Origin of the sequence: Acinetobacter sp. NIPH 2100 (genome assembly GCF_000369805.1) — a bacterium.
In the GTDB taxonomy this organism is placed as follows: Bacteria; Pseudomonadota; Gammaproteobacteria; order Pseudomonadales; family Moraxellaceae; genus Acinetobacter.
This window is the reverse complement of record NZ_KB850224.1, coordinates 3,182,492-3,205,084: the sequence shown is the minus strand read 5'-3', so window position 1 is coordinate 3,205,084 and position 22,593 is coordinate 3,182,492. Positions and strand designations below refer to the sequence as shown.

Annotated in this window: 25 protein-coding genes and 1 pseudogene; 12 read left to right on the top strand and 14 right to left on the bottom strand. The window is 40.5% G+C overall.

Annotated features, from left to right (window positions below; genetic code table 11):
• Positions 1 to 176: 176 nt before the first annotated feature.
• The 5 genes from F887_RS18690 to F887_RS03305 form a co-directional block, all read right to left on the bottom strand.
• Positions 177 to 335 (bottom strand): hypothetical protein, encoded by a 159-nt coding sequence (locus tag F887_RS18690; RefSeq protein ID WP_005296612.1) that lies wholly within the window; start codon positions 333 to 335, stop codon positions 177 to 179.
• A gap of 4 nt (positions 336 to 339) precedes the next feature.
• On the bottom strand, positions 340 to 1,545 hold the full coding sequence (locus F887_RS03290; RefSeq protein ID WP_005296610.1) for an RtcB family protein: 1,206 nt from the start codon (positions 1,543 to 1,545) through the stop codon (positions 340 to 342).
• Between the two features lie 291 nt (positions 1,546 to 1,836).
• A complete protein-coding gene (locus F887_RS03295; RefSeq protein WP_005296608.1) occupies positions 1,837 to 3,294 on the bottom strand; it encodes an amino acid permease in 1,458 nt (485 codons plus the stop codon).
• A gap of 18 nt (positions 3,295 to 3,312) precedes the next feature.
• Positions 3,313 to 4,329, bottom strand: coding sequence for a class I SAM-dependent methyltransferase (locus tag F887_RS03300; RefSeq protein ID WP_005296605.1), 1,017 nt, complete (start codon positions 4,327 to 4,329; stop codon positions 3,313 to 3,315).
• Positions 4,330 to 4,391: 62 nt separating this feature from the next.
• Positions 4,392 to 5,750 (bottom strand): uracil-xanthine permease family protein, encoded by a 1,359-nt coding sequence (locus F887_RS03305; RefSeq protein ID WP_005150035.1) that lies wholly within the window; start codon positions 5,748 to 5,750, stop codon positions 4,392 to 4,394.
• A gap of 176 nt (positions 5,751 to 5,926) precedes the next feature.
• Here F887_RS03305 and typA point away from each other — a divergent pair, with 176 nt between their 5' ends.
• The 3 genes from typA (at position 5,927) to F887_RS03320 (ending at position 8,914) form a co-directional block, all read left to right on the top strand.
• Entirely contained in the window at positions 5,927 to 7,762 is a 1,836-nt protein-coding gene (typA, locus tag F887_RS03310) for a translational GTPase TypA (RefSeq protein ID WP_005150036.1), read from the top strand.
• Positions 7,763 to 8,008: 246 nt separating this feature from the next.
• Positions 8,009 to 8,440 (top strand): large conductance mechanosensitive channel protein MscL, encoded by a 432-nt coding sequence (gene mscL / locus F887_RS03315; protein ID WP_005150037.1) that lies wholly within the window; start codon positions 8,009 to 8,011, stop codon positions 8,438 to 8,440.
• A 141-nt stretch (positions 8,441 to 8,581) separates the two neighbouring features.
• The gene (locus tag F887_RS03320; RefSeq protein WP_005296603.1) at positions 8,582 to 8,914 is read left to right on the top strand and encodes a gamma-glutamylcyclotransferase family protein; all 333 of its coding nucleotides are present in this window, start codon (positions 8,582 to 8,584) and stop codon (positions 8,912 to 8,914) included.
• 63 nt (positions 8,915 to 8,977) lie between these two features.
• On the opposite strand, the gene F887_RS03325 is transcribed toward F887_RS03320, so the two are convergent.
• Together F887_RS03325 and mutM are read right to left on the bottom strand one after the other, a co-directional pair.
• The gene (locus F887_RS03325) at positions 8,978 to 9,268 is read right to left on the bottom strand and encodes a peptidylprolyl isomerase (RefSeq protein ID WP_005150039.1); all 291 of its coding nucleotides are present in this window, start codon (positions 9,266 to 9,268) and stop codon (positions 8,978 to 8,980) included.
• Positions 9,269 to 9,300: 32 nt separating this feature from the next.
• On the bottom strand, positions 9,301 to 10,122 hold the full coding sequence (gene mutM, locus F887_RS03330) for a bifunctional DNA-formamidopyrimidine glycosylase/DNA-(apurinic or apyrimidinic site) lyase (RefSeq protein WP_005296602.1): 822 nt from the start codon (positions 10,120 to 10,122) through the stop codon (positions 9,301 to 9,303).
• A 208-nt stretch (positions 10,123 to 10,330) separates the two neighbouring features.
• Here mutM and F887_RS03335 point away from each other — a divergent pair, with 208 nt between their 5' ends.
• Positions 10,331 to 12,499 carry a TonB-dependent receptor gene (locus tag F887_RS03335; protein ID WP_005296601.1) on the top strand — a complete coding sequence of 723 codons (2,169 nt, stop codon included), beginning with the start codon at positions 10,331 to 10,333 and terminating at the stop codon, positions 12,497 to 12,499.
• A gap of 44 nt (positions 12,500 to 12,543) precedes the next feature.
• Here the strand turns inward: F887_RS03335 and F887_RS03340 are convergent, their stop codons facing one another.
• The 5 genes and pseudogenes from F887_RS03340 to F887_RS03355 all read right to left on the bottom strand — a co-directional run bounded on the left by F887_RS03340 (position 12,544) and on the right by F887_RS03355 (position 15,781).
• Positions 12,544 to 13,356 (bottom strand): tetratricopeptide repeat protein, encoded by an 813-nt coding sequence (locus F887_RS03340; RefSeq protein WP_032862975.1) that lies wholly within the window; start codon positions 13,354 to 13,356, stop codon positions 12,544 to 12,546.
• Between the two features lie 256 nt (positions 13,357 to 13,612).
• On the bottom strand, positions 13,613 to 14,338 hold the full coding sequence (locus tag F887_RS03345; protein ID WP_081401648.1) for a DsbC family protein: 726 nt from the start codon (positions 14,336 to 14,338) through the stop codon (positions 13,613 to 13,615).
• A gap of 74 nt (positions 14,339 to 14,412) precedes the next feature.
• A complete protein-coding gene (locus tag F887_RS03350; protein WP_005296594.1) occupies positions 14,413 to 14,766 on the bottom strand; it encodes a low molecular weight protein tyrosine phosphatase family protein in 354 nt (117 codons plus the stop codon).
• A pseudogene (locus tag F887_RS18855) lies at positions 14,738 to 14,968 on the bottom strand (hypothetical protein). The gene F887_RS03350 and the pseudogene F887_RS18855 overlap by 29 nt, the downstream one beginning before the upstream one ends.
• A 90-nt stretch (positions 14,969 to 15,058) precedes the next feature.
• On the bottom strand, positions 15,059 to 15,781 hold the full coding sequence (locus F887_RS03355) for a CAF17-like 4Fe-4S cluster assembly/insertion protein YgfZ (protein ID WP_005296592.1): 723 nt from the start codon (positions 15,779 to 15,781) through the stop codon (positions 15,059 to 15,061).
• A gap of 451 nt (positions 15,782 to 16,232) precedes the next feature.
• Between F887_RS03355 and F887_RS03360 the strand changes: the two genes are divergently transcribed.
• From F887_RS03360 to F887_RS03380, 5 genes are all read left to right on the top strand, one after another.
• Complete coding sequence (locus tag F887_RS03360) at positions 16,233 to 16,685, top strand: SRPBCC family protein (RefSeq protein WP_171067488.1); 453 nt, start codon at positions 16,233 to 16,235, stop codon at positions 16,683 to 16,685.
• 34 nt (positions 16,686 to 16,719) lie between these two features.
• Positions 16,720 to 17,082 (top strand): DUF2004 domain-containing protein, encoded by a 363-nt coding sequence (locus tag F887_RS03365; RefSeq protein WP_005296587.1) that lies wholly within the window; start codon positions 16,720 to 16,722, stop codon positions 17,080 to 17,082.
• Between the two features lie 24 nt (positions 17,083 to 17,106).
• A complete protein-coding gene (locus F887_RS03370; protein ID WP_005296585.1) occupies positions 17,107 to 17,463 on the top strand; it encodes a DUF488 domain-containing protein in 357 nt (118 codons plus the stop codon).
• Positions 17,464 to 17,515: 52 nt separating this feature from the next.
• Positions 17,516 to 17,860: a zinc ribbon domain-containing protein YjdM gene (locus tag F887_RS03375; RefSeq protein ID WP_005296582.1), complete on the top strand. Its 345-nt coding sequence runs from the start codon at positions 17,516 to 17,518 to the stop codon at positions 17,858 to 17,860.
• 150 nt (positions 17,861 to 18,010) lie between these two features.
• Entirely contained in the window at positions 18,011 to 18,346 is a 336-nt protein-coding gene (locus tag F887_RS03380; protein ID WP_005150067.1) for a YegP family protein, read from the top strand.
• A 56-nt stretch (positions 18,347 to 18,402) separates the two neighbouring features.
• Here F887_RS03380 and F887_RS03385 read toward each other — a convergent pair whose 3' ends face one another.
• Both F887_RS03385 and F887_RS03390 read right to left on the bottom strand, forming a co-directional pair.
• A complete protein-coding gene (locus tag F887_RS03385; protein WP_005296577.1) occupies positions 18,403 to 20,118 on the bottom strand; it encodes a proline--tRNA ligase in 1,716 nt (571 codons plus the stop codon).
• Positions 20,119 to 20,316: 198 nt separating this feature from the next.
• Positions 20,317 to 20,970, bottom strand: coding sequence for a hypothetical protein (locus tag F887_RS03390; RefSeq protein ID WP_005296575.1), 654 nt, complete (start codon positions 20,968 to 20,970; stop codon positions 20,317 to 20,319).
• Positions 20,971 to 21,249: 279 nt separating this feature from the next.
• On the opposite strand from F887_RS03390, the gene pilG reads away from it, so the two are divergent.
• The 3 genes from pilG to F887_RS03405 are packed head-to-tail and all read left to right on the top strand — an operon-like array spanning position 21,250 to position 22,593.
• Positions 21,250 to 21,633, top strand: a complete 384-nt coding sequence (gene pilG, locus F887_RS03395; RefSeq protein ID WP_004652356.1) for a twitching motility response regulator PilG — start codon at positions 21,250 to 21,252, stop codon at positions 21,631 to 21,633.
• Positions 21,634 to 21,653: 20 nt separating this feature from the next.
• Positions 21,654 to 22,016, top strand: coding sequence for a response regulator (locus tag F887_RS03400; protein WP_004652355.1), 363 nt, complete (start codon positions 21,654 to 21,656; stop codon positions 22,014 to 22,016).
• A 40-nt stretch (positions 22,017 to 22,056) separates the two neighbouring features.
• Positions 22,057 to 22,593 carry a chemotaxis protein CheW gene (locus F887_RS03405; protein ID WP_005150072.1) on the top strand — a complete coding sequence of 179 codons (537 nt, stop codon included), beginning with the start codon at positions 22,057 to 22,059 and terminating at the stop codon, positions 22,591 to 22,593.

Below are 22,593 nucleotides of genomic sequence, written 5' to 3'. Positions count from 1 at the left end.
CTGGTAGCCGTACTGTTCTAGTACAACCAGGTCAACAAGCTCAATAATTTGAGTTTTTTGAACTGAATAAAAAAAGCGACTCGTCAGAGTCGCTTTTTTTATTCAGATAATTTGGGGTGTTAGACATTTTGATTACTCCTATATGAATGTATACGTATTAAGTCGTATGTTATAGCCTACCAGACTTCTTTTTTAAGCTGCTGTTTGGCATTCTGTCTATCACGACGGTGTTGTGCACGGGGTTTCTCTGTTTCATGAACTCCACCTTTATGTAGTAAAGGGGAAAGTGCAACAGGATTACGTACTTTGATTCTAGGCATATCTTTTAGTTTCATTTGATTATCCTTTGATACATAAAATTTGCTTGAGTGTATGCACGATCTCGATCAAATCTGATTGGTTTGCCATGACTTGATCAATATCTTTATATGCACTTGGTATTTCATCAATAACGCCACTATCTTTTCGGCATTCGATACCATGAGTTTGCTGAATCAAGTCATCTTGGCTAAAGAGTAGTTTTGCTTTACTACGGCTCATTTTTCTTCCTGCACCATGTGAACATGAGCAGAATGACTCAGGATGAGCTTTACCTTTGACGATATAGGAACGTGCTCCCATTGAACCTGGGATTATTCCTAATTCATCTTGACCAGCACGAATTGCACCTTTGCGGGTGATCAGTAAGTCCTCACCAAAATGATTTTCTCGACTGACATAATTGTGATGACAGTTAATTGCTTCTTTGGTCATTTGAAAGGGTGGCAGTAGTGGACGGATTGCCTCTAAAATCAGACGCATCATTTCACGTCTATTTTCAAAAGCATATTCCTGTGCCCATTCAACTGCTTCAACATAATCATGAAAGCTATTTGACCCTTCGGCAAAATAGCTCAAATCTTTATCGGGTACATGTCCAAAGCGATGTTGAGCTTCTTTCTTAGCCAATTCAATGAAATAGCTACCAATCACATTGCCTAAGCCACGGCTGCCTGAATGCAGCATCACCCAGACATCTTGATTCTCATCTAAACAGAGTTCAATAAAGTGATTACCTCCACCTAAGGTGCCAAGTTGTTTTTGCCAAGTTGCATCAAACTTTCTTAACATCCGAACCAAACCTGGATGTTTTTTTATGATCGGTTGTAAGCGTTTCTCCAGAGGGATGATACTCGAAGCTTTTGCTTTTACCTGTTTGTGTAATTCAAAGCCCACGGGGACTTTGCGTTCAATAGCATGGCGTAGCGGTGCGAGGTTGTCTGGAAGCTGGGAAGCTTTTAGATTGAGCCGTATTGCATTCATACCACAACCAATATCAACACCGACAGCTGCGGGAATGATTGCATGTTTGGTGGGTATGACACTGCCTACAGTTGCGCCTTTGCCAACGTGTACATCAGGCATCACTGCAATATGTGAATACACAAATTGCAGTTGTGCCATTTTTTTTAGCTGTTCAATACTTTCGCTATCAATATCGTTGGTGAAAATTTTCACTGGAACGCCATATTGAGCATCGGCATTGAGTATTTTTTGTATGCCCATTTTCTTGTCTCGGGTAGGAGGTGTTGTCGCAAACATCTATGAAATGTCAGCAGCCCCTCTTTATTTTTCGTCCGAATAGGCATAAAAAAACCTAGCGAATGCTAGGTTGAATAGAGCATTCGGACAAGTGATTAACAGATTTGTACACTTGTCCGTGAGTCGACAGTGCCAAATCTTATGGTGTAATTCCTAGTTGTAATGGCATGCTGTCGTCCTCCTATATGTGCTGTGGTTGAAAATATGAGCGAAATTCTACTCATATTTTCATTTGGGTCAAGTGAAAAGTGGTTTTTATTCGCCTTCTTTCACATTCATGTCTTTATAAGCAATCAGTTTGGTTTTATGTTTCCACTTATAACCCAACCAAATCGCCAAGAATAATGGAATGCTGATATAGGTTGAAACTAGACCTAACCAATCAACTTTACCGCCAAGGAGTGCTTGATAGTTCTGTCCCAAGATAATGATTGAACACAGAATAAATGCAAACCATGGTGCAAAAGGGAAAAACTTGGCACGGTAGGCCAGATCTTCAACTTTATAGCCTTGAGCAATATAACCTTTGCGGAAACGGTAGTGTGAAATTGCAATCCCTAACCAGACAATGAAACCGCACATACCAGACATGTTGAGTAGCCAGTTAAATACCTGTTTCTCACCAATAAACGTGGTTAGGAAGCACAATGCAGCTACGGCAGTGGTTGCATAAAGCGCATTCATTGGTACACCACGACCATCCAGTTTTGAGAACCATTTCGGTGCACGACCTTGTTTTGCCATATCAAATAGCATACGGGTAGAAGAGTACATGCCCGAGTTACCCGCAGATAAAATCGCACTGAGAATCACTGCATTCATCAAACTTGCTGCAAAGGCAAACCCTGCTTTTTCATACAATAACGTGAATGGTGAAAGTGCAATATCTTCGCTTTGTGCCGCTTTTAACAACAGTGGATCATCATAGCTCACCAATGTTCCGATGATGAAAATACACAGGATATAGAACAGTAAAATACGCCAGAAGATTTGTTTAATCGCCAATGGAATGGTCTTTTTCGGATCTTTTGATTCACCTGCGGCAACACCCACCATCTCAGTTCCTTGGAATGAGAACCCGGCAATCATGGCAACCCCGATCAAGGCTTGCAAACCACCTACAAAAGGCGCTTCCTTGTAAGTCCAGTGCTGAAATACCGATACATTTGGTGTCATCATGATTTTAGCAATCATCCAGATACCAATCACGATAAACACGATAATGGCAATGACTTTAATCAAAGAGAATAAGAATTCACTTTCACCAAAACCTTTGACTGTTAAAGCGTTAATCCCAAAAATAATGGCAAGGAAAATCGCACTCCAGTAGAAGCCTGGGATATCGGGGAACCAGAACTTCATAATGAACTGAACAGCAACCAATTCAAATGCAACGGTAATCGCCCAGTTATACCAATAGTTCCAACCTAGGGCGAAACCAAAGCCATCTTCGACATAACGGCTGCCATAGGTAAAGAATGCACCTGATGTCGGATTATGCGTGGCTAATTCACCTAAACTGGTCATCAAGAAATAAATCATGATCCCGATCAGGGCATAGGCCAATAACGCACCACCTGGACCCGCAGTGGCAATGGTTGAACCTGAAGCAAGGAATAAGCCTGTGCCGATCGATCCACCAATGGCAATCATGTTCAGGTGGCGTGCCCCGAGCTTGCGCTGTAGGTGTTGAGGAGCAGATGTATCGCTCATAAAAATTCCTTAAAACGTTTATTTTGCACAGGCATATAACACCTTGAATCCTTGTTGATCAGCTTTCACCACACATTGACCAAAACTTTGTTCAATGAGCGGAGGGTAGTTCAGAAAACGATTTGCCACGATCCATAATTCACCTGAATTTTTCAGATGTATTTTCGCAAGTTGGCAAAGTTCTTCACTTGCATCGTAATTGGTATGAATCCCCTGATGAAAAGGTGGATTGCTTACGATGGCATCCAAATCTTTGGGTGCATCTTTAAACCCTGTTACAGGCTGTAGAGTTAACTGATTGAAATCCAGATGATTTTTCTGAAAAGTCAGTTCAGTAGACCGTAAAGCAAATGCATCAACATCAAGTGCAAAAATTTGCTGGTTCAGATTTAGCTTGGCTAAATAAGCACTAATAATTCCAGCGCCACAACCAAAGTCGGCAATCTTACCTGATTTTACTTGGCTAAGGTAAGGGACTAATACGGCTGTTCCGACATCTAAATGATCTTGACTAAAGACACCAGGTAGCGCGCAAACTTCTAATTGTTCTTGATTCACTTGAACTGTATAGCTTTTTAACCAATATTCAAGTGGTTTCAACTGTTCAGTTTTTTCAATTTTCATTTGCCATAATTGGCAATGGCGTGCGCTATCCAGTTTCAGGGCTTTACCGTACTGCTGTAATTGTTTTGCTGCCCGCTCAACGCCGCCTTTTTTTTCACCAACGAGAAAAACATTTTGATTGAGTTCTAAATGGCTGGCCACAACGTGCAGAAGATAATTCAGTAATTCTTTAGACTTAGGAACAAAAATAACAACTTGATCAAACGTTGCTTGTGGAAATTCCACGGAAAAATGAGAATGAATGCCAGAGCTGATAAAACCTTGATGATCAGCATAATTCCAAGTCCATACGGAAGCTTGAACTGTGTCGGGTAAATTTTTGGCGAGTTGATCATTTGGAGCATTAATCAATAAGACTTGCCCATTTAAATAATTTTGTTGTCGGATGACAACTTCACTACGTGGATCCATTTTGATCTCTCATCAAAAACAAAGCCCAGTCGTGAAACTGGGCACTTGTGATGGTTGGATGATTATTTATGTGTTTCAGGTAAAACAATATTCAAAATCAAAGCGGCAATACCACCTGTTGCGACACCCGAACTAAAAATATTCTTAAATAGTTCTGGGAGGTGCTCAAGAATTTGAGGTACTTGCGCAACACCTAGACCAAGTGCAAGTGAAATCGCAATAATCAGCAACGCACGGCGGTCAAGGTGAATACTAGAAAGAATATTGATCCCAGACGCAGCGACAGCGCCAAACATGACCATCACAGCACCGCCAAGCACTGCTTGTGGTACGGCTTGAATCACCGCAGCAACAGCAGGAAACAGTCCTAAAATAATCAATAATACGGCAATCCAGATGCCGACATAGCGGCTTGCAACACCCGTGAGTTGAATGACACCATTGTTTTGTGCAAACACTGAACTTGGGAAGGTATTGAAGATACCCGCTAAGAAAGAGTTCGCACCATTGACCAGGACGCCACCTTTAATTCGCTGCATCCAGATTGGGCCATCAACAGGCTCATTTGAAATTTTACTGGTTGCCGTGACATCACCAATGGCTTCAAGTGAGGTGACTAAATAGATAAATGCCATTGGAATGAACAAACTCCATGAGAAGCTAAGTCCAAAATGCATCGGTGTTGGAATTTGAATCAAGGGAGCATCATTGAGTACTGAAAAGTTTAAATGTCCCATGAATCCAGCAAGAATATAGCCAATCACCAGTGCAATTAAAATTGCTGAACTTTTCACCCAAATTATTTTAATACGATTTAACAGGATGATAATGCCAAGTACGGTGCATGACATAATCAGGTTATCTGCATTGGCAAACGTATTGTCTTGCATTGCAGTATAGCCACCACCCATGCTGATCAGGCCTTCTTTAATCAAAGTTAAGCCAATCAGAAGTACTACAATACCTGTCACCAGTGGCGTGATCAGTCTTTTCACCCAAGGTAGAATTCGAGAAACGCCCATTTCAATAAACGAACCCGCAATCACAACACCAAAAATGGCTGCCATGACTTGTTCAACAGGCGTACCAGCAGCAACCATTGCACTACCAATACCAATAATTGGACCGATAAAGTTAAAACTTGTGCCTTGAACAATCAAAAGTCCTGCACCAAAGGGACCAACTTTTTTACATTGTAAAAAGGTTGCAATTCCTGAGATGATCAAAGACATCGATAAGATCATATTGGTGTCTTCGCGCGACACGCCTAATGCCAAACAGATCAGTAAACCTGGGGTGACAATCGGGACTAAAATCGCTAAAAGATGTTGAAGTGCGGCTAAAAATGCAACAAAAGGTTTCGGACGATCATTGAGTCCGTAGACTAGATCAAGCTGTTGCTGAGGTTGTGAATTCGACATGGGAGTATAAAAAGCCAGAAGCATTAGTGGAATATTCTAATAGAGTTAGCTCGCTTTACCAACGATTCTATAACACTTCGTCAGAAAAAAAGTGCTCTGTCAATAAACTGTCACTACTAAAGTTTAGGATTCTTCTGTATAATTTGCCCTCAAATTTAAAGCGTATCGAATTTTACATGTCAGATATTAAAACTCTCCGTAACATTGCCATTATTGCGCACGTCGATCATGGTAAGACGACTCTTGTAGACAAACTTTTACAACAATCAGGTGCTCTTGGTGATCGCGCAGGCGAGATTGAACGTGTTATGGATTCTAACGCGCTTGAGTCTGAACGCGGTATTACCATTCTTGCAAAAAACACTGCAATCAAATGGTTAGATGCCCGTACAAACACCGAATACCGCATTAACATTGTGGACACCCCAGGACACGCCGACTTCGGTGGTGAAGTGGAACGTGTAATGTCGATGGTTGACTGTGTATTGCTACTTGTAGACTCACAAGAAGGTCCAATGCCACAAACTCGTTTCGTAACGCAAAAAGCGTTCGCACGTGGTTTGAAGCCAATCGTGATTATCAACAAAGTTGACAAGCCAAGCGCGCGTCCAGACTGGGTTATCGATCAAGTTTTTGATTTGTTTGATAATCTTGGTGGTACTGACGAACAGTTAGACTTCCCAATCGTTTATGCTTCAGGCTTACGCGGTGTTGCTGGTCCTTCACCAGAAGAATTAGCGGAAGACATGACTCCGTTGTTCCAAACCATCGTAGATATCGTTGAACCACCAGCAGTTGATGTTGATGGTCCATTCCAAATGCAGATCTCATCACTTGACTATAACAGCTTCGTAGGTGTTATCGGTGTTGGTCGTATCCAACGTGGTTCAGTAAAATTAAACACTCAAGTTACTGTAATTGATAAAGAAGGTAAGACTCGTAACGGTCGTATCTTAAAAATCATGGGTTACCACGGTTTAGAGCGTGTTGATGTTGAAACAGCATCTGCAGGCGATATCGTGTGTATTACAGGTATTGATGCATTAAATATTTCTGACACGATTTGTGATCCGAAAAATGTAGAAGCTTTACCGCCATTGTCTGTAGATGAACCTACAGTTTCGATGACATTCCAAGTAAACAACTCTCCTTTTGCTGGTAAAGAAGGGAAATTTGTAACTTCACGTAACATTCGTGAGCGTCTTGATCGTGAGTTAATTCACAACGTAGCATTACGTGTTGAAGATACTGACAGTCCAGACCGTTTCAAAGTTTCTGGTCGTGGTGAACTTCACCTTTCAGTTCTTATCGAAAACATGCGTCGTGAAGGCTTCGAAATGGGCGTATCACGTCCACAAGTGATCATGAAAGAAATCGATGGCGAAAAACAAGAGCCATTCGAAAACGTAACGTTTGACGTTGAAGAACAACACCAAGGTTCTGTAATGGAACAAATGGGCTTCCGTAAAGGTGAGATGACCAATATGGAAGTTGACGGTAAAGGCCGTATCCGTATTGAAGCAACTGTACCTTCACGTGGTTTGATTGGTTTCCGTTCAGAATTCTTAACCATGACTTCTGGTACAGGGATCATGACATCAAGCTTCTCGCATTATGGTCCAGCAAAAGCAGGTACTGTTGCGAAACGTCAAAATGGTGTGTTGATCTCTATGGTTCAAGGTACTTGCTTGGGCTATGCACTTTTCACACTTCAAGACCGTGGTCGTTTATTCGCTAAACCACAGTTAGAAGTATATGAAGGGATGATCATTGGTATTAACTCTCGTTCTGATGATATGGTTGTTAACCCAACTAAAGCGAAACAGTTAACTAACGTTCGTGCATCAGGTACTGATGAAGCTTTGACTTTAACACCTGCAATGGAATATACGCTTGAACAAGCGCTTGAATTCATTGAAGATGATGAATTAGTTGAAGTAACACCAAAATCGATTCGTATTCGTAAGCGTTACTTGACTGAAAACGAACGTAAGCGTAACCGCGACAAATAATTTTTCTTTATTGAAAAATGAAAAAACCGCTAAATTTATTTAGCGGTTTTTTATTGCATAAAATAAATCACTGCTTCATGCTTAAGTTCATATTTTTATTAAAATAAAATATGTTGTTAAAGTGTGAAATAACTTTCTTTTTTTGATAAAAATATTAAATTATCATCATTATCATGAATAACTGCACTTGTGTAATAAAGAATGCAAAAACAGGCTGCGATCAAGTTCAACTCTGGAGAGTTATAGATGAGTATTATTAAAGAATTTAAAGAATTCGCCATCAAAGGCAATATGATGGATTTAGCGATTGGTGTCATTATTGGTGGCGCATTCGGTAAAATCATTGATTCATTAGTTAAAGATATCGTGATGCCCGTGATCTCGTGGATCTTGGGTGGTGATGTTGATTATAGTAATTGGTTCCTGGTGCTTGGAGATAATCCAAATAATCTGACGAGCTTAAAGGCGGCTCAGGATGCAGGATTAAATATCTTTGCCTATGGTAATTTCTTAACCATTCTGATTAACTTCTTGTTATTGGCATGGGTAGTATTCTTGTTGGTGAAAGTCATGAACCGTATCCGCAAACAAGAACAAGCTGCACCTGAGCCAGAAGCGACTCCTGAAGATGTTCAATTGTTGCGTGAAATCCGTGATGAATTGAAAAAACAAGGCTAAATTATCTTGAGTAAAAAACGGCATTTTGATGCCGTTTTTTATTGTCTATTGGAGCAAGACGCTGTTGAAAATAGTCGTTTTGACGTAGAAAAATTGCTGCTTTCATTTTAAGATGCTGTGCATATTGCGAGGGGATCAATCATGAATCGACTATTTGTTTACGGTACACTTTGCCCAAATCGAGAAAATGCCCATATTTTGGGTGAGATCGGTGGGGAATGGCAGCAGGCTTTTGTACATGGCACGGTTCATATTTTAGATTGGGGGCCCGATATAGGTTTACCTGCAATCGTGTTGAATGACATAGATCCTCTGGTTGAGGGTTATTTATTTAGCACAGAAAAATTAGAGCAGAACTGGCAAATGCTGGATGATTTTGAAGGGATGCAATACCAAAGAGCACTTGTAGATGCCACACTGGCTACAGGCGAAACAATCCAAGCATGGACCTATGTGATGAAAGCTCAGGACTAAAATAATTACTAAGTAGGCCAAATCGTATGATTGAGCTTAAATCAGAATTTAAGCTCAAAGGTACTATCTCAGACTATCCATACGGAATTTAACTTCGACCAAATGGAAACCAAATTGGCTTTTAATTGGGCCGTGTAAAATACGTTCAGCAGCAGTGAATACCAGCTTATCGATCACTGAAACCAGTTGTCCTTTTTTGACTTCGCCAAGTTCACCGCCTCGTTTTGCAGAATTACAGGTCGAATATTGCTTGGCGACTTTTGCAAAATCAGCACCGGACTGAATGCGCTTTTTTAGCTGCTCAGCCAAATCTTTATCTTTGACTAGAATATGTCGAACAATCGCCGTTTGCATGATTTGTTCTCCTTGGGTACATCTCAATTTGCTTAAGCTTTCTTTAACTTCAGGGGTTGGCATTGTGGGCAGAATACGCTGGCACGTTGTCCTAACTTTAAGTTTTCCAATGTCGTTTCACAATTCACGCACATCTCACCAGCACGACCGTATGCTAAGAGGGTTTGTTGGAAATAACCATTTTCGCCCATGGCATTGCTATAGTCACGTAACGTTGACCCGCCTAAATCAATTGCTTGTTTTAAGATGCGTTTAACCTCAATGACCAACTTTTCCACTTGTGTTTTGCTCAGCGTCGAAGCAGGTTGTGCTGGATGAACTCCGATATTGAATAAACTTTCAGTCGCATAAATATTGCCGACACCAACCACCACATGATTATCCATTAAAGCAATTTTAATGCCGACATTTTTTTTACTGAGCTTTTCGCGTAAATAAGCTGCGTTAAAGTCTTCACTGAGTGGTTCAGGGCCGAGTGTATCGATCAACTTGGTTTGATTCTGTTGGTCTAACCACAAAATACATCCAAAGCGTCGTGGGTCGTGGTAACGAAGTTGCTGATCATCAAAGTCAATGATGAGGTGATCATGTTTTCTCAATTCATCATTAGGTTGGCAAAGACGAAAGCTACCAGACATACCCAAGTGCCAAAGCATCTGATCTTGTTCAAATTCCGCCAAGATATATTTAGACCTGCGTTTAAGCTGGGTTAAACGTTGTCCAATTAATTTATCCAGGTCATTGGGAATAGGCCAACGTAAGCTTGCATTCAATACTTTGACGGCTTGAACGCGTTGCTCTAACAAAGGGAGTAGGCTGGTTTTAGTGGTTTCAACTTCAGGAAGTTCGGGCATATTGAGCTCAAGTTGTTTCAACAACAATACAATGAGGGTAAATGTTTCACTTACAATTATGACGGTATTTAATTTTATTTGCTAATGCAGATCGGTAACGCGATTGATGGTTTTAGCTAAAGTTAAATGTGTAAGATAAATATAAAATAATCAGACTCTTACTTTTTAAAAAGCCTTTCTTTGAAATTTTGAGAAATAAGGAATCTTCATGCCTTCACCAAAAATTAACCTTTTATACGGTTGCGTTGCAATGTGTATGGGGTTAAGCAACTCCCTTGTTTGGGCTGCTGCACCTGATGCAGAACAAGCCGTGCAGCTTCCAGCGATTAAAGTTGAAGCAACGCGTACCGATACCACTTATATGCAAACCCCTGCATCAATTTTTAGGGTCGAAATGCCTAAAAATGATCAATCTGCACAGGTCAATTTAACCGAAGTGATTAAAGGTGTTCCAAGTGTACAATTGCGGAATCGTGAAAATTATGCTCAAGACTTGCAACTCTCGATGCGTGGTTTTGGTGCGCGCTCTACCTTTGGTGTGCGTGGGATTCGCTTATATACAGATGGTATTCCAGCTACGATGCCAGATGGTCAGGGCCAAACCTCAAATATTGATTTAAGTAGCTTGAGCCATCTTGAAGTACTAACAGGTCCATTTTCTTCATTATACGGCAACTCATCAGGTGGTGCGATTCTCGCAACAACCCGAGAGGGACAGGGCAAAGATTCGATTGAGATGAGTTATGCGGGTGGCAGCCATAACAAAAATCGCGCAGGTCTGGTGTTGCAAGGTGGCGCAAAAAATCAAAATGAACCGAGCTATATCATCAGTTCATCTTACTTTGATACGGATGGTTATCGAGATCATAGCAGTGCAGAAAAAGTATTAAATAATGCAAAATTGACGTGGAATTTGGATGATGGCAGCAAAATTAACTGGGTCACCAACTATGTCAAAATTCATGCAGATGACCCACAAGGATTAAATAGAGCGCAGTGGCAGCAAAATCCGCGTCAAGCGAATGATACAAATAATGTATATAACGTTCGGAAAGATATTGAGCAAACCCAAACCGGTGTGACTTGGTCTAAACCGATTAATGATCAGCATGAATTATATGCAATGGCCTATTTGGGTAATCGTCAGGTAACTCAATATCAATCTATACCACGCGGAACAGTAACGTTGGATGATAAAGGTAACCCAATTTATTCAGGTCAAAGAAATCCCAATCATGCGGGTGGTGTGATTGATTTCGAACGTAATTATTACGGTGCTGATTTCCGTTGGACAGGTAAAGAACTGTTGCCTAATACCACTTTTAGTGCAGGGGTTGCCGTTGATAGCATGGATGAAGACCGCAAAGGATATGAAAATTTTAATCTACAAAATGGTCAGCCTTCTTATGGGGTAAAAGGCAATTTACGTCGTGATGAAGACAATAGTTTGTGGAATGTTGATCCATATTTACAGGCTTCATGGCAATTCTTACCGACTTGGCGTTTAGATACGGGTGTGCGTTATAGTAATGTGCATTACAAATCTAAGGATCACTATTTAAGTAACGGCAATGATAGTGATAAAACGGATTACAACAAGGTGTTGCCATCAGCCGCTTTAAGTTGGCAAATTGCACCTGAGTTATTGGCTTACGCCAGCTATGCCAAAGGTTTTGAAACACCAACGTTTACTGAGATGGCCTATCAAGCTGATCCTCAAAAGTCTGGATTTAATTTTTCTCTAAAACCATCGACCAGTGATAACTATGAAGTGGGTTTGAAGTCGCAAAATCCGTTTGGTGATTTCACTTTGGCGATTTTCCAGAGCGAAACGAAGGATGACATTGTTTCTGCAGGAACCTCGAATGGTCGTGCAACCTTTAGGAATGCGGATAAAACCTTACGCCAAGGTGCTGAGCTTGCTTGGAATAAAAAGCTTTGGAAAGACTTAGAAATCAATGCCAGTTACGGCTACTTGGATGCTAAATTCGACGCGGCTATTCCTGCTGTTGGTGCTGTAAAGGCGGTTGAAAAGGGTAATGCGATTCCGGGTATTGCTAAGAACCAAGCCTTTATTGGATTGGCTTGGAAACCAGAGCAGGGTTTCTATGCAGGACTTGATACTCAATACATGGATAAGGTCTATGTTGATGATATCAATAGTGATGCAGCTGAAAGTTATACGATTGCCTCAGCTTATACAGGCTATGCATGGAAATATGCAGATTGGGGGATTAATGGCTTTGCGCGTGTAGATAACCTTTTTGATAAAAACTATGCAGGTTCTGTCATTGTAAACGATAGTAACAGCCGATTCTTTGAGCCTGCAGATGGGCGTAATTGGAGTGCTGGAATTAAAGTCAGCAAGCAATTCTAGAAAAAGAAAAACAGCAGCTCAATATTGAGCTGCTGTTTAATGATTTATTTCTTCGGTGTTGGAGCTGGCGCGGCTTTTTTTGCAGCGATTGCTTCTTCGACTTTGGCTAATGATTCTTGTGCATTTGGATAATTTATTTCAGCTAAACGAGAAAAAATATTTTTCGCCTGCTCTAGGTCCTGATCAATAATAGTACCATTGGCCAACATATTGCCAAGAATCACGAGAGACGGGGCGTAGTTCTTTTTAGCAAGATCTTTTAGCGTTTCAACCGCTTGCTGTTGCATGAATGGATTTTTGTTCTTCACTCCGATCCCAAGGTCATACACAGCTTTTAGATTTCTCGCTGGATAATAATCTTTGCGAAGTAAAGGCAGGAGCTTTTGCACAGCCAATTGGTCATATTCAGGTTTTCCTTGTCTGAATAGTAGATCCGCAAATTCAACTGTTGCTTCATCTGAGCCTTGAACTGATGCTTTTTCTAAATACTGTTTATATTTTTGTGGGTCTTTGGCAAGACCGAGTGTGCCTTTATGGTAGGCTTGAGCCAAGCTAAAAGTTGCTGGTCCATAGCCTTTATTAGAAGCATCTTGATAATATTGCAGTGCTTTTTTTTCGTCTCGCGCAGTGCCTTGCCCAGCTTGAGTCATATAACCAATATTATAGATCGCTTGCTTATTGCCTGTATTGGCCAAACGTTGCATTTCTTGAAAAGCAGCAGGATAGTCCTTTGCTTCATAGAGTTGAGTTGCTTTGGTAAACAGTGGATCTGTTTTGGTAGCCGAAGTTTTACTGTCTGCGGCGAATGCTGCATGGCTTGCAATAGTGATTAAACTCGCAATGAGCAATTTTTTCATCTTTATTTTCCTTTCACGTTGATCTGCTTTCATCCTTTGCATAGCAGAACTCAATATGCTGCCTCCATCATAAAAGCTTGCTGAAAAATGTAAATAAGGATTTTGTATAAATCGTGACGATGCAGGATGGGGTAGGGAATCTTTATTTTTATTAAAACTTTTAAAAATCAATTGAATAATATTGAAATTTAAAAGAAAGGCTTGCGAGTCATTTGTGGCAAAATGGTCAACAAGCCTTCATATTTGATCTATATTTCTAGCGACCGGCTTCTTCTAAGAGTTGCTCAATTTGTTCAGCATTTTGTGGACTGCCTGAGAGGCGCATGCCATTTTGCAAGAATAAGGTTGGTGTGCCATCGATTTGTAATTTTTGACCTAGGGCGAGATTCTTCTGTATTGGAGTCTCGCACTGTGCAGCATTTTTAGGGGCTTTGCGGTGCAGCATATAATCTTCCCAAGCTTCATACTGATTTTTCGAGCACCAAATTTTATTGGCAACCGCTTCAGCTTGTGGATGTAATTTTTTCAGCGGGAACAAAAACAGATACACGGTGACATTATCAACCGAAGTCATGTGCTGCTCGAGCTTTTGGCAATAAGGACAATCAGGGTCGCTAAAGACGTAGAGGGTACGTGCTCCATTGCCTTTTATATATTTAATTGCCTGATCGAGTGGCAGTTGTTTGACATCAATTTTACCAAATTCTGCTAAGCGCTCTTCGGTCAGATTTTTCTTATTTTTGACATCGAGGAGATTGCCGAAAAACAGGTATTTGGCTGTTTCATCCGTATAGATAATTTTACCCGCGGCATAGACTTCATAAATACCAGGTAAAGGAGAGGAGCTGATGGATTTGACAGGAATATCTGGATAATTCTGTTTAAAGTTTCGTTCCAGTGTTTTGCTATCGGCATGTAGGCCTTGTACGCTGAGCAGACTCAAGCTGAGTACAGATAACCAGGTCTTGATCATTATTTTCATTGTGCATTTAGATTGATGAGAATTATTGAACAATAACGTTCATTTTGGCTTTCGACAAGAATCTAAATCAAACTTTATTTCAAATAAGGCTGAATTGCCAATTGTAGCAATTCGATCAGTTCAGGATCCATGTATTGATAGTCGTCAGGGATGTCGAGGACAAATACTTTTTTATGCAGCAATTGTTTTGAAAATTTTTCTTTGATCTGTTGTTTATGTCGTGATTCCATCACAAAAATTTGCTCGGCCCAAGCAATATCTTTGAATGAAATCGTATGTTGAGCATGACGACTGGTTCCTGCTGAACGGGTATGTAGGCCATACCCTTGAGCGAAAATACGTTCGGCAGTTGGACTGCGCCATTGATTGCGGCTACAAATGAAAAGTGTGTTCAGTATTTTAAATCCAAGAATTGAATTGGGCTTCACGTAAATATCTTGCGTTAGAAATTCGAGGGTATTCAATTCCTAATTGTCTGGCACGTGCAAGTTTGTCTTGTCGTGTATACAGATATTTCCATTGTTTAGGGGGCTTCTAACACAGAGATGTATGTCTGCAGTCTCGACCACGAAATAGAAATTTTTGTTTACGTCGCCATGCTCGATTACGTTGTTGTGATAAATCATCCATATTAAAAAAACTCATGAGTTGATCGGGTTTAGCAGCCGCGATAACACATGAGTTTTTAATATAAAATCAAAGCCTAACTTTTACAAGTATTTAGCTTGGTCGAGCCACATCGCCATTGAGCGCTTCAGGAAGTTCTAAAACCGTCACACCAAGTTCTTCCAGTGCAGCAGGTTTTGCAATGACCAAAGCCAAATAACCTTCTTCAAAAGCAATACTATTCACGACTTCGACGTCTTTACTAAGTTGCGTTGCAGGCGCTGGTACTACATCTTTGGCTTGAATTAAATGCAACCAGTGTTTTGGCTTTGCTTTAAACCAAAGACGTGCCACGATTTCTTGACCAAGGTAACAGCCTTTATCAAAATGCACGCCATCACGTTGATGTAAGCGTAATTCTTGAGGTTGGAACAAATGCTCCGTGGTTTGGCTGATCCAAGCTTGTCCAGATTGGATTGCTTGAATTTGCCAAGTCGTGATATCTGTCGCTGTTGCAGAGAACTCGGTTTGCGTACCGACAACAGTTGGATAAACTGTTCCAACTTCTTCTAACTTCATTTTAGAAAAAGCACCAAACTTTTTAATGTGTTTAGACAATTCTTCAGCTTGATCTTGAGTGGCCACAAGCTCAAAACTTTCTGGATTTAATCTTTTAATCCATAAACCAAAATGAATACGTCCTTTTAAATCACAAATAGCGGTATAGCGACTTTCATTCTCAGGCAAGCGTTCTACATGAACCGTCACTTGACCTTGCAAAAAATTTTGTGCATCGACACCATTTAAACTAAAAGCAGTAAAAGCAAGCTGACTCATAGATCAATCCTAAATCTGCGTTCTGATTACTAGGGGCTGTTGATATTTCAGCCATGCATTGTGTTATCGGCTAAAACGACATAAACAAGACATGAAACGATGGCAATGGTGACCCCTTGTCAATTTTCATAACGAAGTTTATGGAGGTTTTAGCCATAACCCTGTGGGACAGGGGCATTTTTAGTCACTACTGCGTTATGTCTCGCTTACTTAGAAAGAACTAAGTTTCGCAAAACATGCCTTGTATTGTCTAAAAAAATGCCCTCTGTCACAAGCATCTGTGAAATGTCAACAGACCCTAAAATATGGACTGTTATTTTGCGCCATTTTTCACAAAAAAGCAGCTTGAGATTCTCGATATTCGTGCTCAAATGGGCGATTGAAGGCATAGCATTTGTACAATAAATCGCTATGATGAATCGATCCAACAGAATAATAGTGATATTGGAGAATAAGAATGACAGGTACCGTCCGATTACATCGCGTATTTAATGCACCACCTGCACGGGTTTATAAAGCTTTTCTTGATCCCGATGCACTGGTTAAATGGTTGCCACCGCATGGATTTACCGCAAAAGTGCATCATTTAGACCCACAACAGGGTGGGACTTATAAAATATCATTTACCAATTTCTCAACGGGGAGTTCACATTCCTTTGGTGGCACCTATGTTGAACTGGTACCCAATGAACTTCTGCGTTATACCGATCGCTTTGACGATCCGAATTTACCGGGTGATATTCAGGTCACCATTCAATTGAAGCAAGTGCTGGTCGGTACCGAAGTGCATATTACACAAGCGGGAATCCCTGATGCGATTCCTGTTGAGGCCTGTTATCTCGGTTGGCAAGAATCACTTTATTTATTAGGCTTGTTGGTACAAGCACAAATACCAGATCAATAACGCAAACAACTTAATCTTAACTACAGAGTTTAGGATGATCATTACATCGGGGGATGCTATGTCAGAACAAGCGATTGTTGAACGCCGTGAACAACTTGCGCGTATCGCCATGCGTGAAGCATTGGACAATCAACAAGCCGAAGATAGTGTGGAATTGTTTATTCAACACCATTTGGAGGAAGTGGAGCCAGCCTATTGGAAAAAGCACTTTGCAACCTCAACACCAACACCTGTGCAGGTGCTAGAATTTTTGGTGCTTGCTCATCAATGGGAAGATGAGGATATAGACAGTTATGACATGCTGGATTTTACTTTGCCAGATGACATCACTAACTATGTTATTTGCGTGAGTTTTGATGCAAAAGGGCAAGTGAGCGATATATCAATGGAAAGTTGAACGGATAAGCTGTAGGAGAATCGCGTGCAAGTTCAGATTAAACGTATTTATGATCCTGTAGAGCCAAGCGACGGGCAGCGTGTATTGGTTGACCGTTTGTGGCCTAGAGGAATTTCGAAAGAGCGCGCGCATTTAGATCTATGGTTGAAAGAAATTGCACCATCGACAGAATTACGACAAGCCTTTTGCCACAAGGCTGAACACTGGCTCAGTTTTCAGGAGGGATATTATCAAGAGCTTAAAGAGAATCCTGATGTACAGCAGCTCCGAGAAATGGCAGAGCAACAGCAATTGACACTGATTTATGCAGCCAAAGATCCAGAACTTAATCATGCTTTGGTACTTCAAAATTATTTGCTCGGAAATGCGATTCAAACCTAAAATTTTGAAAAACTGCGTCTATCCATCATAATAGTCGTTTTGAGTTTCTTTTATGTCTTTTCCACATTGCCCACAATGCCAATCAGAATATACTTACCAAGATGGCGACTTATTGATTTGTCCTGAATGTTCACATGAATGGAAGGAAGGGGAAGCGGTAGCTTCAGAATTACAAGACATCATTAAAGATGCCAACGGTAATGTTTTGGCTGATGGGGATAGCGTTACGGTTATCAAAGATTTAAAAATTAAAGGCTCTTCATCTGTGGTTAAAGTCGGAACGAAGGTGAAGAGTATTCGTTTGGTACCAGATGCAAGTGATGGCCATAACATTGATTGTAAAATTGATGGTGTGGGTGCAATGAAATTAAAATCTGAATTTGTGAAAAAAGTTTAGTTTATTTTTATTTGGGAGCATGAAAATGCTCCTTTTTATTCATTACATAAATTACCAAAAATGAACAAAATTTAATCTTCTTAAACGGTAATAGCTGATCTATATTGGATGAGATAACAATCAATAGTAACTCCAAAAATAGAGGTCTTTATGTCAGGATGGTTTGAAGTCAGTCAGGCGAGTGATGGGCAATATCGCTTCGTATTAAAAGCAGGAAACAGTGAGACTGTTTTAACAAGTGAATTATATAAAACCAAAGCAGCTGCATTGAACGGAATTGCATCAGTACAAAAAAATAGTCCTGATGATGGTCGTTATGAACGATTAACATCTAAAAATGAGAAGCCGTATTTTAATTTAAAAGCTGCAAACCATCAGGTGATTGGTAACAGTCAGTTATACTCGAGTGAGCAGTCACGTGAGAAGGGGATTGAGTCGGTGAAAAAGAATGGACCATCGGAAACCATTAAAGACCTCACTGTTTAGTCTTCAAATAAAAAAGCCGTTTCATTGAAACGGCTTTTTTAGATTCAGAATTTCAATTAGCGAATAAGTTTGGCTAATAGTTCTTCTTTATTCAGGTTGCTGGCTTCAGCATCACGACGGCCTTTGTATTCAAAAGTACCCGCATCCAAACCTTTCTCACCAATCACAATACGATGAGGAATACCCATCAACTCAAGATCAGAGAATTTCACACCTGGACGCTCATTACGATCATCGAGCAATACGTCATAACCTTGTGCTTGTAATTCAGCATAGAGTGCTTCAGCCGCTTCAAGCGTACGTGGTGATTTATGCGCATTCATTGGCACAATTGCAACTTCAAAAGGAGCAATCGCTTGTGGCCAGATAATGCCTTTGTCATCAAAGTTTTGTTCGATTGCTGCTGCAACCACACGCGTAACCCCGATACCATAGCAACCCATGGTGACGGTAAATGGTTTGCCATCTTCACCTAGGACTTTACAGCCCAAAGCTTCAGAATACTTTGTACCCAGTTGGAAAATATGACCGACTTCAATACCACGTTTGATTAAAATCGTACCTTTACCATCTGGAGATGGATCGCCTTCAACTACATTACGCAGGTCGAAGACTTCTGTAAATGTTGCATCACGGTCCCAGTTTACACCTGTTGTATGCTTGTCGACTTCATTGGCACCCGCGATAAAGTCAGATAAGACCGATACAGCACGATCTACAATTACGGTTAAGCCTTTTTCAACCAAGCCTTGAGGACCACAGAAACCTGCAGTTAAGCCATGTTGCTGTAATTGCTCTTCAGTTGCGAAAGTTAACGGTGATGCAATCAATGGATGCTTTTCAGCTTTAATATCATTCAGTTCATGATCACCACGTAAGAATAAGGCAACAACAGGTGTATGACCTTTTTCATCGGTTGGACCTTGTACCAATAATGCTTTGACGGATTGCTTTGCGTCTGCATTTAAGAACTGACACACATCAGCGATGGTTTTCTGGTTTGGTGTATCCACCAAGGTCAATGCTTGAGTCGCTGCAGCGCGCTCTCCGACTAAAAGTGCCTCTGCCATTTCAACGTTTGCGGCAAAGTCAGACTCAGTTGAGAAGGCGATGTCATCTTCACCACTTGACGCAAGTACATGGAATTCATGCGATGCAGAACCACCAATTGAACCTGTATCTGCCTGTACTGGACGGAAGTCCAAACCGAGACGAGAGAAGATACGACTATAAGTGTCATACATCACATCATAAGTTTCTTGCAGAGACGCTTGGTCAGCATGGAAAGAATAAGCATCTTTCATGATGAATTCACGCGAGCGCATCACACCAAAACGTGGACGAATTTCGTCACGGAATTTCGTTTGAATTTGATAAAAATTCAATGGTAATTGCTTATAGCTTTTAAGCTCATTACGCGCGAGGTCGGTAATGACTTCTTCATGTGTTGGACCCAACACGAATGGATTGTCATGACGATCTTTAAAACGTAATAACTCTGGGCCGTATTGTTCAAAACGACCAGATTCTTCCCACAGTGCAGCAGGTTGTGTAACAGGCATGAACACTTCTAATGCGCCAGAACGGTTCATTTCTTCGCGAACAATGGCATCCACTTTCTTTAAAACGCGCGTTCCCATGGGCAACCAAGAGTATAAGCCAGAAGCTAATTTACGAATCATCCCCGCACGTAACATGAGCTGGTGTGAAATGACCTCAGCATCATTTGGGGTTTCTCTTAACGTTGCAAATAAAAAGCGGCTTGCGCGCATGGAAACTGTCCTAAAGTTAAGTGTTATTTAAAAAGTGCTATAAAATGAGCAAAATAATGGGCTCAGTTTTGAGCAATTGGCATTATGACATGAATCATTCAATTTCGCGCAGTATAAAGTATCGCAAAGACTGTAAATATTGGAATTGTATAAAGATTAATGTCGAGATGGGAATGCAATTTATTGAATATCGAGAGCTTAAGTTGAACTCAGCGCATTTAAACGATTAATAATGTCGGTATATTCCACTTCGGTTTTGTGATAGGCATTGCGTAAGCTTTCAACGGTTTTTTTGACATTTTCAATATTCTGGGCGTTATTTTCCAGATTGCTTTTGAGCTGTGCGGGCAGCATTTCGCCTTTACGGTGATATTCCATTTCTTGGCGTTTAAAGCCAATTTTATCCTTCTGCAACTGTTGTAATTGTTCTTGTTGGTAATTCAGCTGTTTTTTTAGGGTGGCTAAAATCTGATCGCGTTTCGCTGCTGCAATTTGCGGACTGCCATAGGCTCGTTTTAGTTTCAGATCCTGCTCGCGACGACGAGCAATAGATTCTCGTTGAGAGGATTGTTGGGCATCTACGGCAGCATTGTAAGGTCGATTACGTTTGATCACTTGCATATTGCGGTCAAGTGCTTCATAACCATAGCGGATATGTTCTGGTGTGACAGAGGTGCTGACATTGGCAACTCTGTTTTTGTCATAATAACGATACCAAACTGCTTTAGACTGTTCAGTCGTGGCAAAGGATGAACTGCTAACAAAGAGCAATAGGAAAAAACAACAAATGTAACTACGAGTAATCGTTGTAAAGTGACGAATGCGGAAACCGCACTTTAACGAACCAGTCATTACATTCCCCGTAAAAAAGTTAATTAAATCACTTATTTTTAAATAATAATCAGTTGTATATTAGTGCTAATTTATACATTTAAAAATAGTTATCCAGCAAAAAAAATAGGAATTTAATCAAAAGTGTGAACTGTTTAGGATTGTTTAGAGAAACTGATAGATTGGTTCAAAAAACTTCATTGATAATGCAAGTAAAGATATGTTAAAAATATCAACTAATGTGTATAAAACAAATTAAACCAACCATAATTTGTATTGAGTATTGGGGCAGGACAATAAATGGAAGATAAATTTCAAAATTTAAAGGTGATGGTGATTGACGATTCAAAAACGATTCGTCGTACAGCTGAGACCTTGTTGCAACGTGAAGGTTGTGAGGTCATTACTGCTGTTGATGGCTTTGAAGCATTATCAAAAATCGCAGAAGCCAATCCAGATATCGTTTTTGTAGACATCATGATGCCTCGTTTAGACGGTTATCAAACCTGTGCATTAATTAAAAATTCTCTAAATTATCAAAATATTCCAGTGATTATGTTGTCAAGCAAAGACGGTTTGTTTGACCAGGCCAAAGGGCGTGTTGTGGGGTCGGATGAATATTTAACCAAGCCATTTAGTAAAGATGAGCTGTTAAATGCGATTCGCAACCACGTTAGCGCATAAAATTAAAGATTGAGGAAAAAATGGCTCGTATACTTATTGTAGATGATTCACCTACTGAAACATTTCGCTTTAGAGAAATTTTGACGAAGCACGGTTATGACGTTATAGAAGCGACCAACGGTGCTGATGGGGTGACCATGGCGCAGGCAGAACTTCCTGACTTGGTGCTGATGGATGTGGTCATGCCAGGGATGAATGGCTTTCAGGCGACACGCCAAATCAGTAAAGGCAAAGACACACAGCATATTCCTGTTGTGATCGTTAGTACAAAAGATCAGGCTACAGACCGTGTATGGGGTAAGCGTCAAGGGGCTTGTGATTATTTGACCAAGCCGATTGATGAACAGCAGTTGATCGATGTCATTAAACAATTATTAAGTTAATTTTTTGCTCAAGATGAGCCTTCTCAATACGGGATAGGGTATGGCAGCAAATGGATTTATCGAATTGCTTCGCTTATCCAAGCGAGGTAACAAGCAATACACTGCAACTCAAAATGAAGTCAGCCGTTGGTCTGGTATTGCATTTGAGATGTTGGGGCAATATTTTGTTGCGCCTTTAGGGGAAATTTCGGAGGTCATTTATCCTCCGAAATATACACCTGTACCAAATACTCAGGCGTGGGTACGTGGTTTGGCCAATATTCGTGGACGACTACTTTCGGTTTCTGATTTAACACATTTTATCTCAGGACAACGAAGTCAGTTTTCCCCGACGCAAAAAGTTATTTGTATTAGCCATCAAGACCATTATGTGGGGTTGGTCGTTGATCAGGTTTTGGGGATTCAACACTTTAATAAGAAGAGTTTTTTCTCCCAAAATAATGAGTTGGATAATAAATTGAAAGATTATTGCCAAGGTCATTTTCATCAACATAATCAACAATGGCATGTATTTTTATTGAGTCGTTTGTTAAACAATCCTCAGTACATGAATGCATCAATAAAATTTATAAACTAA

Excerpts from the sequence above, each read along its gene's own strand:
- F887_RS18690 (WP_005296612.1), bottom strand. The coding sequence starts at position 335 with ATGAAACTAAAAGATATGCCTAGAATCAAAGTACGTAATCCTGTTGCA.
- F887_RS03290 (WP_005296610.1), bottom strand. The coding sequence starts at position 1,545 with ATGGGCATACAAAAAATACTCAATGCCGATGCTCAATATGGCGTTCCA.
- F887_RS03295 (WP_005296608.1), bottom strand. The coding sequence starts at position 3,294 with ATGAGCGATACATCTGCTCCTCAACACCTACAGCGCAAGCTCGGGGCA.
- F887_RS03300 (WP_005296605.1), bottom strand. The coding sequence starts at position 4,329 with ATGGATCCACGTAGTGAAGTTGTCATCCGACAACAAAATTATTTAAAT.
- F887_RS03305 (WP_005150035.1), bottom strand. The coding sequence starts at position 5,750 with ATGTCGAATTCACAACCTCAGCAACAGCTTGATCTAGTCTACGGACTC.
- typA (WP_005150036.1), top strand. The coding sequence starts at position 5,927 with ATGTCAGATATTAAAACTCTCCGTAACATTGCCATTATTGCGCACGTC.
- mscL (WP_005150037.1), top strand. The coding sequence starts at position 8,009 with ATGAGTATTATTAAAGAATTTAAAGAATTCGCCATCAAAGGCAATATG.
- F887_RS03320 (WP_005296603.1), top strand. The coding sequence starts at position 8,582 with ATGAATCGACTATTTGTTTACGGTACACTTTGCCCAAATCGAGAAAAT.
- F887_RS03325 (WP_005150039.1), bottom strand. The coding sequence starts at position 9,268 with ATGCAAACGGCGATTGTTCGACATATTCTAGTCAAAGATAAAGATTTG.
- mutM (WP_005296602.1), bottom strand. The coding sequence starts at position 10,122 with ATGCCCGAACTTCCTGAAGTTGAAACCACTAAAACCAGCCTACTCCCT.
- F887_RS03335 (WP_005296601.1), top strand. The coding sequence starts at position 10,331 with ATGCCTTCACCAAAAATTAACCTTTTATACGGTTGCGTTGCAATGTGT.
- F887_RS03340 (WP_032862975.1), bottom strand. The coding sequence starts at position 13,356 with ATGAAAAAATTGCTCATTGCGAGTTTAATCACTATTGCAAGCCATGCA.
- F887_RS03345 (WP_081401648.1), bottom strand. The coding sequence starts at position 14,338 with ATGAAAATAATGATCAAGACCTGGTTATCTGTACTCAGCTTGAGTCTG.
- F887_RS03355 (WP_005296592.1), bottom strand. The coding sequence starts at position 15,781 with ATGAGTCAGCTTGCTTTTACTGCTTTTAGTTTAAATGGTGTCGATGCA.
- F887_RS03365 (WP_005296587.1), top strand. The coding sequence starts at position 16,720 with ATGATCATTACATCGGGGGATGCTATGTCAGAACAAGCGATTGTTGAA.
- F887_RS03375 (WP_005296582.1), top strand. The coding sequence starts at position 17,516 with ATGTCTTTTCCACATTGCCCACAATGCCAATCAGAATATACTTACCAA.
- F887_RS03380 (WP_005150067.1), top strand. The coding sequence starts at position 18,011 with ATGTCAGGATGGTTTGAAGTCAGTCAGGCGAGTGATGGGCAATATCGC.
- F887_RS03385 (WP_005296577.1), bottom strand. The coding sequence starts at position 20,118 with ATGCGCGCAAGCCGCTTTTTATTTGCAACGTTAAGAGAAACCCCAAAT.
- F887_RS03390 (WP_005296575.1), bottom strand. The coding sequence starts at position 20,970 with ATGACTGGTTCGTTAAAGTGCGGTTTCCGCATTCGTCACTTTACAACG.
- pilG (WP_004652356.1), top strand. The coding sequence starts at position 21,250 with ATGGAAGATAAATTTCAAAATTTAAAGGTGATGGTGATTGACGATTCA.
- F887_RS03400 (WP_004652355.1), top strand. The coding sequence starts at position 21,654 with ATGGCTCGTATACTTATTGTAGATGATTCACCTACTGAAACATTTCGC.
- F887_RS03405 (WP_005150072.1), top strand. The coding sequence starts at position 22,057 with ATGGCAGCAAATGGATTTATCGAATTGCTTCGCTTATCCAAGCGAGGT.